This window comes from Sedimenticola hydrogenitrophicus (assembly GCF_029017505.1).
Classification (GTDB): domain Bacteria; phylum Pseudomonadota; class Gammaproteobacteria; order Chromatiales; family Chromatiaceae; genus Sedimenticola; species Sedimenticola hydrogenitrophicus_A.
In genome coordinates this window covers 1-12,021 of record NZ_JAQGEI010000018.1, presented here as the reverse complement: position 1 = coordinate 12,021, position 12,021 = coordinate 1, and the positions used below count along the sequence as shown (strand labels likewise).

Genomic DNA, 12,021 nt, shown 5'->3' with positions numbered 1-12,021 from the left:
TCCCAACCTTGGGCTGGATGAGTTTGTAGCCTGGATGGAGCCCGCTCCATGGGAGCTTAATCGGCGCACAGCCCCAGTCGGGCGGAATCCGGGGCAGCGGCGTGCCACGCCCCGGATTCCGCCGCCGTGGGCGTATGCGGTTTACCCAGTTCGGAGAATAGCGGCTTCATCCGGGCTACGGTGCCGCAAGCGTGTTTTGGGCTGAAAAATCTTGACGAAATAACCGGGCCACCGATAATCGGATGGCCCTTTTCTTTACATGAACCGAAAATGTCCCGATTGATCCTGTTCAATAAACCCTACGGCGTACTCACCCAGTTTACCGACCCGTCAGGGCGCCCGACACTGGCCGATTTCATCCACGCCAAAGGGGTCTATCCGGCCGGGCGGCTGGATCGGGACAGCGAGGGCCTGCTGCTGCTGACCGATGACGGCAAGCTGCAACACCGACTGGCGAATCCGCGTGCCAAGACCTGGAAACGCTACTGGGCCGAGGTTGAGGGCATCCCCGCCCGGGCAGCGCTGCAACAACTCCGCGACGGCCTGGAACTGAAAGACGGTCCAACCCTGCCGGCACGGGCCCGGCTGATCGCTCCACCGATACTCTGGGAACGCAATCCACCGGTGCGGTTCCGCGCCAATATCCCGACCCAGTGGCTGGAAATCGAGATACGTGAAGGCCGCAACCGGCAGGTTCGCCGCATGACCGCGGCCATCGGCTTTCCCACGTTGCGCCTGGTACGCGTCGCTATCGGCGACTGGGAACTGGACGCGCTGCAACCCGGCCAGTCCCAGCTCATCGAGTTGCCCGACGACGGACTCGCCCCCCGCTCCATCGGCAAGAGGCGTCGCTGACAGTACCCCTGCCTCGGCACAGAATTCAGGATAAAATAGACCCATGATCTGGACACCCCACACCACCGTCGCCTCGATCATCGAACGATCCGGGCGCTTTCTCATGGTCGAAGAGCTCACCCGCGACGGCAAGCGGGTATTCAACCAGCCGGCCGGCCACCTGGAGGAGGCGGAAAGCCTGCTCGCTGCCGTTATCCGGGAAACCCGGGAGGAGACGCGCTGGGGCTTTACACCGCAATCCCTGGTCGGCATCTACCGCTGGCAGGTTCCCCCGGCGGAGACCACTTACCTGCGCTTCTGCTTCCACGGCAACGGCCATGACCACCAACCGGAACTGCCGCTGGACGACGGCATCCTGCGTGCGGTCTGGCTGAGCCGGGAGGAGCTGGCGGCCAATCCACAGCGGCTGCGCAGCCCAATGGTGCTGCGCTGTATCGACGACTACCTGGCCGGCTGCCGCTATCCCCTGGAACTGCTCAGTGACCTTGCCTAAGGACCCGCGCAAGAATAAGTTCCGGTATTCGGTCGCCCCTGGGCCCCGCTGGCGGCGTTACACTTTTTGGCAAGGGAACGACCATTGCCTGCAAAGCGTGCCTTGCCAGCGGGGCCCAGGAACGCCCTCGGTACTACGGAATTATTCTTGCGCGGGTCCTAAACTGGCCGGTCTCTGCCTCATGCTGTGGCTGCTCGCCGGCTCCGGCAGCGCCCACGCCGTGGTGTTCGTCAGCCCGGAGATCAACACCACCCCCACCCCGGACAACTTCTCCATCTGCTTCGACAACAGCTGCCAATCGATCCGCCAGCTGGCCCTGCCGGATCATCGCTGGCAGGAGATCCGGGACATTTTCCGCGCCGGCGCACACTCGCCCGAGGAGGAGCGCCGACTGATCGGTCAGGCCGTGGCCCGGCTGGAGCGGATCATCGGCGGCATGACCGGCACCGCCAACGACAAGGGGGCCAACGAAACCAGCGACAATCCGCTGGACCACCGCATGGACTGTATCGATGAGTCCACCAACACCACCAGCTACCTGTACCTGCTGCAGCAGGACGGTCTGCTGCGCTGGCACCGGCTCAGGGACCCGGTGACCCGCGGCTTTTTCTTCTTCGGCTGGCCGCACACCACCGCGGTGATCGAGGCGCGGGAGGATCGGCGCCTGTGGGCGGTAGACTCCTGGTTTCATGACAACGGCATTGCCCCCGAAATCCTGCCGCTGGAGCATTGGAAGCAGGGGTGGAGTCCCGACCCACGATGAACCGCCGGGTGATTGCCCTGTTATGCTGTCTCTACCCGGGCAGTCAACTGCATGCCTGGGCCTCCCCCCCCCAATTCGAGGCATGCACCGATTATCACTGTGACATCCTCAAGCCTGTTACACTGCCTCCCGATCAATGGCGGGAGATCCGCAGCCTGTTCTCTGCCAGCCGATCGGCCGTGGAGGAACGGCAACAGATCCGGGCCGCCATTGCCCGATTCGAGCAGCTGGTGGGCGAACAGACGGATAATTGGCGTGACCTGCCGGAAAACGACGGCGAAGGCTCCGAGAGCGGTCAGCTGGACTGCATCGCCGAGTCACGCAACACCACCACCTATCTGCAGCTCATGGCACGGGACAACCTGTTAAAATGGCACCGGGTAGAGGAGCGGCGGCGACGCAATCCCTGGCTGTTCAATATCCACTGGACCGCCACCATCATGGATACCCGGACCCGGCAGCAGTATGCCGTGGACTCCTGGTTTTTTGCCAACGGCCAAGCGCCCGTCATCCAGCCAATCGAGGCGTGGCTCTCGGGACAGGATTTCAGACTGAAGTGAACCATGCGTACTAAAGAAAAGATTATCGTCGGCATGTCAGGCGGTGTTGACTCCTCCGTGGCCGCCCTGCTGCTGACCGAGCAGGGCTACCGGGTCGAGGGCCTGTTCATGAAGAACTGGGAGGAGGACGACACCCGGGAATACTGCTCGGCCAGCGTCGACCTGGCCGATGCCCAATGCGTCGCCGACCAGCTCGGCATCCGCCTCCACACCATCAACTTCTCCGGTGAATACTGGGATCATGTGTTCGAGTATTTTCTCGCCGAATACCGCGCCGGACGCACCCCCAATCCCGATGTGCTCTGCAACCGCGAGATCAAATTCAAGGCGTTCCTCGACTACGCCCTGCATCTCGGGGCGGATGCCATCGCCACCGGACACTATGCCAGCATCGACCGCCGGGGTGATGCATGGCGGATGCTGCGGGCGCGCGACGAAAACAAGGACCAGACCTACTTCCTCTACATGCTGGGCCAGGCGCAGCTCGGCCGCAGCCGCTTCCCCCTGGGCGACCTGGAGAAACCGCAGGTGCGGCGCATCGCCGAACAGGCCGGCCTGCCCAATCACAAGAAGAAGGACAGCACCGGTATCTGCTTTATCGGTGAGCGCAAATTCAGTGAATTCCTCAGTCGCTACCTGCCGGCCAGCCCGGGCCGGATGGTCACCCCCGAAGGCGCAGACGTCGGTGAACACCAGGGGCTGATGTACTATACCCTGGGCCAGCGCAAGGGACTTGGCATCGGCGGGCGGGCGGACAGCGCGGCCAACCCCTGGTTCGTCATCGACAAGGATCTGGCGGCCAACCGGCTGATTGTGGCACAGGGTCACGACCACCCGCTGCTGCTGAAACAGGGGCTGGAGGCGAGCCAGCTGCACTGGGTTGCCGGTACCGCACCGTCATTACCGGTCTCCTGCCTGGCCCGTATCCGCCACCGCCAGCCACTCCAGGCCTGCACCCTGTCAGCGCTTGAAAACGGCCATGTGCGGGTCCTATTTAACAAAAAACAACGCGCCGTCACCCCGGGACAATCCGTGGTCTTCTACCAGGACCGGGTGTGCCTCGGCGGCGGCATAATTGAACAGGCATTCGAATGAAGAGTGACAGAGAGCGATGCATCGCCCTGGCAGGCGTTTTCCAGGCTGCCAGTATGGCGGCAAAGATTGCCGAACAGGGCATTGTGGACACCCGGTCGATGGAGGCCAGCATCCACAGCCTGTTCGCGATCGATGCGGAGAGCGTGGATAGCGTCTACGGCGGCCTGCAGGGGGTGGAATCCGGGCTGCGCCTGCTGCACCGGCAGCTGGGGGAAAAACGGACGGACAACGTGCTGGTTACCCAGTATGTCATCGCCCTGCTCCACCTGGAGCGCAAACTGAGTAAAAACAGCTCCCTGCAACAACAGATACGCGAGGGCATCCAGGTGGCCGAAGGACGGATTGCCCATTTCCATCTGCTGCACCCCAACATCATCGCCCAACTTGCCGATATCTACACCCAGACGATCAGTACCCTCAAGCCACGCATCATGGTCAAGGGGGAGCCGCTGCATCTGCAAAACCCCGACAATGTGAACCGCATCCGTGCCCTGCTGCTGGCCGGAATCCGCTCCGCCATGCTCTGGCGCCAGTGCGGAGGTGGCAAATGGCAGGTGGTTCTGGGGCGCAAAAAGATCGCCGAACAGGCACGCCGCCTGCTGCACATACTCTGACCTTTCTTTATCATGGGTCTCGTGCGGTGAATCACATATCCGCACCGACCTGCCGACGCCCATGAAAAAATTGGGAACCATTCGAAAATCCCGGACTCGGAAGCGTGCGACACTGGCAAAAAATTAAGACTATGTACGAATGGCACTAAGTTAAGCCCAGAGTCCCCGTCATCCCGGCGAATACCGGGATCCAGAACCCGCATCCGCGGTGAATTCATGGATTCCGGCCTGCGCCGGAATGACGAAAAAATGGATTCCTGCCTTAACTTAGTGCCATTCGACTATGTACCAGTTAGGTGTTGCATGAGGGACCGTGCATTTGTAGGAGTGGCTTCGCCGCGAAAACCTTCGCGCCAGAGGCGCTCCTACGGGGTGATTCACCAAGCTTGATCAACACCAACAACTAACTGGTATATAGCCAAAAATTAACCCGGGACCGACCGACATGCATAAACGACCGTTTCAACTACTGATACTGCTGCTCTGGTTTTCACTGCTGAGTCTTGCGGCCCTCGCGGGCGATAGCGCGGCGCAGGAGCCAAACCACCCTGCCGCTACCGACCAGGCCGAAACCGGGGTTTGGGACCAAACCCGGGAGGCGGGTTCGAACGCTATAGAATCTGGTCAGGAGCTGGGTTCGGCGGCCGCGGAGAAATCCCGACAGATCTATCTGACCGTCAAGGAGAAAGGCAGCGCTGCCGGTGAGGTGATCGCGGACACCTCGCGCACTGCCTGGAAAAAGACCCGGCAGGCAGGCGCGGTGGTAGCCGAAAAGGCGGGGGCGTTGGGCGACAGTATTGCGGAGAAATCAAAATCGCTCTACCGGCAGGCGACCCAGCCCGCGCAACGGAGCGACCGCCAGGATATCTGAAACGACCGATCCTTCCCCGCGCCGGCGCATCCACCATTGCCGCGGTGGATGCGCCTACCGGCTTATCCACCCTACGAAACTGCTATGACACGTTGCCGCAAACGCGTGGGCACAAAAAGCGTGCCCATCACCCTACGAAGTCTCTCGCCAAACCGCCAAGCACGCCAAGGAAAACTGATTACTTCCTTTAATCTTTGCGCTCTTGGCGTCTTGGCGAGAGCGTGTAGGATGGGTGCAGGCGCGGCACCATTGTTGACGGCTGTTCACGGCAGTCGGAGCACCGTAACCCATCTTCGGATGCGGATGCAGGTGCGCGATGGGTTGTGCGCCGGAGAGGGCGCCGGCGGAGAGTTCATGGGGGTGCTCCACCCATCCTCTCATGCAACACCTAACTGCTACATAGCCAAAAAAAAGCCCCTGGACTTACCAGGGGCTTCTCTGTTTCCGACCAGGTGGTCGTATCAGGCGATGAACTCCACCCGGTTGGCCACCGACTGGTAGGCCTCGATCTGATCGAAGTTCATGTAGCGGAAGATATCCGCCGACATGGCGTCGATCTGGTCGGCGTAGACCATGTACTCCTCCACGGTCGGCAACTTGCCGATGATGGCCGCTACCGCCGCCAGTTCCGCTGACGAGAGGTAGACATTGGCACCGGTACCAAGCCGATTGGGGAAGTTTCGCGTAGAGGTGGAGACCACTGTAGCATTGTCATGCACCCGTGCCTGGTTACCCATGCACAGGGAGCAGCCCGGCATCTCCATGCGCGCCCCCGCCTTGCCGAAGATGGCGTAATAGCCCTCCTCGTTCAGCACATAGGCATCCATCTTGGTCGGCGGCGCCATCCACAGGCGGGTCGGGATATCATGCTTGCCTTCCAGCAGTTTACCGGCGGCACGGAAATGACCAATATTGGTCATACAGGAGCCGATGAACACCTCATCGATCTTTTCACCGGCCACTTCGGAGAGCAGCTTCACATCATCCGGGTCGTTCGGACAGGCCAGGATCGGCTCTTTCACATCGGCCAGGTCGATCTCGATCACCGCCGCGTACTCGGCATCCGCATCGCCTTCCAGCAGCTGCGGATTCTCCAGCCACTTCTCCATACCCTCGATACGCCGCTGCAGGGTGCGTGGATCCTGGTAGTCGTTGGCGATCATCCACTTCAACAGGGTGATGTTGGAGTGCAGATACTCGATGATCGGCGCCTGATCCAGCTTGATGGTGCAGCCGGCCGCGGAACGCTCGGCCGAGGCATCGGAGAGTTCAAACGCCTGCTCCACCTTCAGCTCCGGCAGACCCTCGATCTCCAGCACACGACCGGAGAAGATATTCTTCTTGCCCGCCTTGGCGACGGTCAGCAGGCCCTGCTTGATGGCGTAGTAAGGGATCGCATTGACCAGATCGCGCAGGGTGATGCCCGGCTGCATCTGGCCCTTGAAACGCACCAGCACCGACTCCGGCATATCCAGCGGCATCACCCCGGTGGCCGCCGCGAAGGCGACCAGGCCGGAACCGGCCGGGAACGACAGACCGATCGGGAAACGGGTGTGGGAATCGCCGCCGGTACCCAGGGTATCGGGCAGCAGCATGCGGTTCAGCCAGGAGTGGATGATGCCGTCCCCCGGACGCAGCGCCACACCGCCACGGGAGGAGATAAAGTCCGGCAAGGTGTGATGGGTGGTGATATCCACCGGCTTCGGGTAGGCCGCCGTGTGGCAGAAAGACTGCATTACCAGATCGGCGGAGAAGCCGAGACAGGCCAGGTCCTTCAGCTCATCACGGGTCATCGGACCGGTGGTGTCCTGGGAACCAACCGTGGTCATCTTCGGCTCACAATAGGCGCCGGGACGGACACCCTCGACACCGCAGGCACGGCCGACCATCTTCTGCGCCAGGGAGAAGCCCTTGCCGCTATCGGCCACCGGGGCCGGTGATTTGAACAGGGTGGAGGGCGCCAACCCCAGCGCCTCGCGGGCCCGGGCGGTGAGACCGCGACCAATGATCAGCGGGATCCGTCCACCAGCACGCACCTCGTCCAGCAGGACGTCGGTCTTCAGCTCGAAACGGCACAGCTCTTTGCCGCTGTCGTGGCTCTTGACCACCCCTTCGTAGGGGTAGACGTCGATGACGTCGCCCATGTTCAGGTTGGCAACGTCACACTCGAACGGCAGTGCCCCGGCATCCTCCATGGTGTTGAAGAAGATGGGTGCGATCTTGCCGCCCAGGCAGAAGCCGCCGGCGCGCTTGTTGGGGATGAACGGGATATCGTCACCCATGTGCCACAGCACCGAGTTGGTCGCCGACTTACGCGATGAGCCGGTGCCCACCACATCGCCCACATATGCCACCGGATGGCCCTTCTCTTTCAGTTCCTGAATGAACTTGATCGGCCCGATGACGCCCGGCTGATCGGGGGTGATGCCCTCCCGCTCCATCTTCAGCATGGCATTGGCGTGCAGCGGGATGTCCGGGCGCGACCAGGCGTCCGGTGCCGGTGACAAGTCATCGGTATTGGTCTCGCCGGTCACCTTGAACACGGTCAGGGTGATCTTTTCCGCCAGTTCAGGCTTCTGGGTATACCACTCGCCTTCGGCCCAGGATTGCAGAATGGCCTGGGCATGGGCATTACCGGCATCCGCCTTCTCCTTCACATCATTGAAGGCGTCAAACACCAGCAGGGTGTGGGAGAGCGCCGCGACAGAGGTCGGAGCCAGCGCTTCATCATCCAGGGCCTCGACCAGGGGGGCGATATTATAGCCACCGAGCATGGTGCCCAGGAGTTCGGTCGCCTTGACCCGGTCGATCAGGGGACAGCCGCAATTGCCTTTGGCGACATCCGCCAGGAAGGCCGCCTTCACGTAGGCGGACTGATCGACACCGGCCGGCACGCGATGGGTGATCAGGTCCAGCAGATAGGCTTCTTCACCCGCGGGAGGATTCTTCAGCAGTTCAACCAGCTGAGCGGTCTGTTCCGGATTGAGTGGGAGCGCGGGAATGCCCTCCGCGGCACGCTCTTCTACGTGTTTGCGATAGCTTTCTAACACCGAGTGATCCTCCTGGGTAGATGCCTGGATCAGGCTCTGTTTCATCAAAATATTCAAGGAATTAGCGCCCGCCACATCAGGGACGAAGGCTATTTATAACTCAAAACCGGAAAAATTTCTGCACCGCAGCAGAAATATTTCCCAAAAATATCCGAAATATTAGGACAATCATCCTTTTTTCATATAAGCAGATGCGGCGATATTACCCCATCATGCCGGCTTTAGCGAGTGACCCCGAATCCCGCCCGTGGCGCACCCGTAACTTTTGGTCATCGCCGGGCATCGAATGGTATAATTCGCCGCTTTATCGCTCTTGGCTTTTAAACTAACGCAGGCACCCAGGAACCCCATGGAACTCTCTACTTTAACGGCAATATCCCCGGTTGACGGTCGCTATGGCAGCAAAACTGTTGATCTTCGTCCTATTTTCAGCGAGTACGGACTGATCCGTGCCCGGGTTCAGGTGGAGGTGAAATGGCTTCGGGCCCTGGCAGGCGATCCGCGGATCACCGAGGTGCCGGCACTCAGCGCGGCGGCCGAGGCGGCGCTCAATGGCATTCTGGACAATTTCAGCACCGCGGATGCCGGCCTGGTCAAAGAGATCGAGCGTGAGACCAACCACGACGTCAAGGCGGTCGAATATTTCCTCAAGCGTAAAATTGCCGGCAACAGTGAACTGGAGGCGATCAGCGAGTTTATCCACTTCGCCTGCACCTCCGAGGACATCAATAATCTCTCCCATGCCCTGATGCTGCAGCTGGGGCGCGAACAGCAACTGCTGGCGGAGATGGATCAGCTGATCGACGCGATCCGTAACCTGGCTCACACCCATGCCGGAATCCCCATGCTCTCCCGTACCCACGGCCAGCCCGCCTCCCCCACCACCCTGGGCAAGGAGATGGCGAACGTGGTCTACCGGCTGCAAAGGCAGCGGGACCAGGTGGCCCATGTCCCACTGCTGGGCAAGATCAACGGTGCGGTCGGCAACTACAACGCCCACCTGTCCGCCTATCCGGACGTTGACTGGGAACAATTCGCGCAACAGTTTGTTGAATCCCTCGGGCTGGTCTGGAATCCCTACACCACCCAGATCGAACCCCACGACTACATGGCCGAGCTATTTGATGCCACGGCCCGCTTCAATACCATTGTCATCGATTTTTCCCGGGATATCTGGGGTTACATCTCCCTCGGATATTTCAAGCAGCGCACCATCGCCGGCGAGGTGGGCTCCTCCACCATGCCGCACAAGGTCAACCCCATCGATTTCGAAAACGGCGAAGGCAACCTGGGTATCGCCAATGCCCTGTTCAGCCATCTGGCGATGAAGTTGCCGATCTCGCGCTGGCAGCGCGACCTCACCGACTCCACCGTATTGCGCAATGTCGGCGTCGGCTTTGCCTACACCTCCATCGCCCTGCAGTCCATTCTGAAAGGGATCAGCAAACTGGAGGCCAACGCGGCCCTCCTGGCCGATGACCTGGACCACAACTGGGAAGTGCTGGCCGAACCGATCCAGACCGTGATGCGTCGCTACGGCATTGAAAAGCCCTATGAAAAACTGAAGGCGCTGACCCGCGGACAACGCATCGGTGCCGATGAGCTACGGACCTTCGTCGATGGCCTGGAGATCCCCGAGGCCGCCAAGGCGGCGCTGCGGGAGCTCACCCCGGGCAGCTATATCGGCAATGCCAATGAACAGGCGAAAAAGATCTGACAAAACTCTTCCTGATTGCCCATCCAACCCCGGCCGTACTCAGGAAAAACATGAGCCGCAAATGAACGCGAATAAGCCCGTTGGGGTAGGCCATTCATAAAAAACCGGGGCTGATTCATCAGCCCCGGTTTTATTTTTACGACGCGCTCAGGTTATGACCGCCCCTGGTTACCTCATCATCACATCGAACTCGACCCGACGGTTCATGGCGCGTCCCGAGTCGGTATCATTGCTGAAGGCCGGCTGTGACTCACCGGCACCCCGCGCCTGGAGCTTGCTGGCATCCGCGCCCTGACTGATCAGGTATTCACGGACCGCATTGGCACGCCGCTCGGACAACCCCTGATTATAGGCATCCGAACCGATGCTGTCGGTGTGGCCGGTAATAGTGACCGACTCGACCTCAGCGTTGCCCCTGAACTTGGCATAGCTGCTGTTGAGCACCTCGGTGGAGCCCGCCTTCAGCTCGGCGCTGTCGAAGTCGAACAGCAGGATGTTGTCGATCACCACCTTTTCTATCTTTGCCATCGGCTTGATCTCGCAGCCGTCCTTGTCAACCTTGGCTCCGGCCCGGGTGCCCGGACATTTATCCAGATAGTCCGGCACCCCGTCGCCATCGGAATCGAGCGGGCAGCCGCGGGCATCCACCGGTGCACCCCGGGGCGTATCCGGACACATGTCCTTGTCATCGGTCACCCCATCACCGTCCGCGTCACCCACCACCATATCGCCACACTCGGCCAACTTCTCCCTGATGCCACCCACGGTGAGCCAGCACTCACCGGCACTGTTTTTGACCACCCCCTTGGAGGCATCGATGGCATAGCGGTTGTGACTGTCCGCCACACCCTCGACCGACAGCGCCATGCCGCCGATCAGACCCAGTGGGATGAACATTGCAATAAGTTTTTTGTGATTGAATTGTGCCATTATTTTTTTCCTCGCATTATTGACCATGGCGCCTGATGCACAGACATCTTCTGCCCTGAAGTGATATATCCAACACATGTAGTCTAAAGTTACCTCAATCTTCCTCTTTAACTGTCCTGTATAAAGAAGCCTGCCACAGCATCTACCAATTATTCAGGGCATGAAGCCGTTCATTACAACCGCGTATTTCCCCAATAACAGGGGGCATCCCTTGTTCATCGTTCATTGATAGAGGTAGCTGCAAGCCATGGAAAGCACCCTTAATCGTGCTGCGCGAGCCTCTCATAGGGTCCAAGTATAGCCGCTTCGGCTGAAATAACCGGCGACTATCCGCAACACTTTTTAAATTTTTTCCCACTCCCGCAGGGACAGGGATCGTTTCTGCCGATCTTGGGTGACTGGTTGACTCTGGTTTCCGGCAGCACCGGTTCTCCGTCGACAAAAAACCACTCCCCGTCGACTCTACTGAAGTTGCTACGTTCGTGATGGTGGCGTACGACGCCCTTCTCCTTGAACGTGGCGATAAATTCCACCACCCCGTCGGCGTCCTGTTCGCCACCCCGCTCACTCGCCACAATCCGCAGACCCAGCCAGGTTGAATTCTCTGCCCAACGACGGGTCGCCTCCACATCGTGGTCATCCCGGTGCTCGGGATGCAGACTGCTGCTGAGGAAGTCGACCCTTCCCGAGGCAAAGGCGCAGTAGCGTGCACGCATCAGGTCCTCGGCGGTGACCGCCTGGCGGTCACCATTGAGAACGGGATTGCAGCAGTCATCTGCCGGTTTACTGGAACCACAAAGGCAAAGCGACATTTGTAAATATCTCCTGAAAAGTTGCGGGATTGAATCATTTTAGCTAACTACTCACGGGGTGATTGGTCTGCCTTGTTGGCCGATCTTGATGGCGCCTCGAATCCGGCCCCTTTTTCAGTTTAAAGCCTGCCCTTGTTTGAGCGAAGCGAGTTTGGGCAGGCGCTGAAAATGGGGCCAGATTCGGGGAAACAAGCCATCGTGTGAGGCCGGCAAGGCAGGCCAATCACTTACAGACCGGGTAAGTAGTTACCATTTTAGTAA

Annotated in this window: 11 protein-coding genes; 8 read left to right on the top strand and 3 right to left on the bottom strand. The window is 60.1% G+C overall.

Annotated elements, in window-relative coordinates:
• Window positions 1–270: 270 nt before the first annotated feature.
• From O9K64_RS12480 to O9K64_RS12450, 7 genes are all read left to right on the top strand, one after another.
• Window positions 271–855: a pseudouridine synthase gene (locus O9K64_RS12480; protein WP_275098407.1), complete on the top strand. Its 585-nt coding sequence runs from the start codon at window positions 271–273 to the stop codon at window positions 853–855.
• A gap of 43 nt (window positions 856–898) precedes the next feature.
• A complete protein-coding gene (locus O9K64_RS12475; protein ID WP_275098406.1) occupies window positions 899–1,348 on the top strand; it encodes an NUDIX hydrolase in 450 nt (149 codons plus the stop codon).
• Window positions 1,349–1,529: 181 nt separating this feature from the next.
• Window positions 1,530–2,111: a hypothetical protein gene (locus O9K64_RS12470; protein ID WP_275098405.1), complete on the top strand. Its 582-nt coding sequence runs from the start codon at window positions 1,530–1,532 to the stop codon at window positions 2,109–2,111.
• Complete coding sequence (locus O9K64_RS12465) at window positions 2,108–2,671, top strand: hypothetical protein (protein ID WP_275098404.1); 564 nt, start codon at window positions 2,108–2,110, stop codon at window positions 2,669–2,671. The genes O9K64_RS12470 and O9K64_RS12465 overlap by 4 nt, the downstream gene beginning before the upstream one ends.
• A gap of 3 nt (window positions 2,672–2,674) precedes the next feature.
• A complete protein-coding gene (gene mnmA / locus O9K64_RS12460) occupies window positions 2,675–3,766 on the top strand; it encodes a tRNA 2-thiouridine(34) synthase MnmA (RefSeq protein ID WP_275098403.1) in 1,092 nt (363 codons plus the stop codon).
• The gene (hflD, locus tag O9K64_RS12455) at window positions 3,763–4,380 is read left to right on the top strand and encodes a high frequency lysogenization protein HflD (protein ID WP_275098402.1); all 618 of its coding nucleotides are present in this window, start codon (window positions 3,763–3,765) and stop codon (window positions 4,378–4,380) included. Before mnmA ends, hflD begins: the two co-directional genes overlap by 4 nt.
• A 445-nt stretch (window positions 4,381–4,825) precedes the next feature.
• Window positions 4,826–5,251 carry a hypothetical protein gene (locus O9K64_RS12450; protein WP_275098401.1) on the top strand — a complete coding sequence of 142 codons (426 nt, stop codon included), beginning with the start codon at window positions 4,826–4,828 and terminating at the stop codon, window positions 5,249–5,251.
• Between the two features lie 461 nt (window positions 5,252–5,712).
• Here the strand turns inward: O9K64_RS12450 and acnB are convergent, their stop codons facing one another.
• The gene (gene acnB / locus O9K64_RS12445; protein WP_275098483.1) at window positions 5,713–8,301 is read right to left on the bottom strand and encodes a bifunctional aconitate hydratase 2/2-methylisocitrate dehydratase; all 2,589 of its coding nucleotides are present in this window, start codon (window positions 8,299–8,301) and stop codon (window positions 5,713–5,715) included.
• 349 nt (window positions 8,302–8,650) lie between these two features.
• Here acnB and purB point away from each other — a divergent pair, with 349 nt between their 5' ends.
• Window positions 8,651–10,018 (top strand): adenylosuccinate lyase, encoded by a 1,368-nt coding sequence (gene purB / locus O9K64_RS12440; RefSeq protein ID WP_275098400.1) that lies wholly within the window; start codon window positions 8,651–8,653, stop codon window positions 10,016–10,018.
• A gap of 168 nt (window positions 10,019–10,186) precedes the next feature.
• Here the strand turns inward: purB and O9K64_RS12435 are convergent, their stop codons facing one another.
• On the bottom strand, window positions 10,187–10,948 hold the full coding sequence (locus O9K64_RS12435; RefSeq protein WP_275098399.1) for an OmpA family protein: 762 nt from the start codon (window positions 10,946–10,948) through the stop codon (window positions 10,187–10,189).
• A 326-nt stretch (window positions 10,949–11,274) separates the two neighbouring features.
• Entirely contained in the window at window positions 11,275–11,760 is a 486-nt protein-coding gene (locus O9K64_RS12430; protein ID WP_275098398.1) for a YchJ family protein, read from the bottom strand.
• Window positions 11,761–12,021 lie beyond the last annotated feature (261 nt).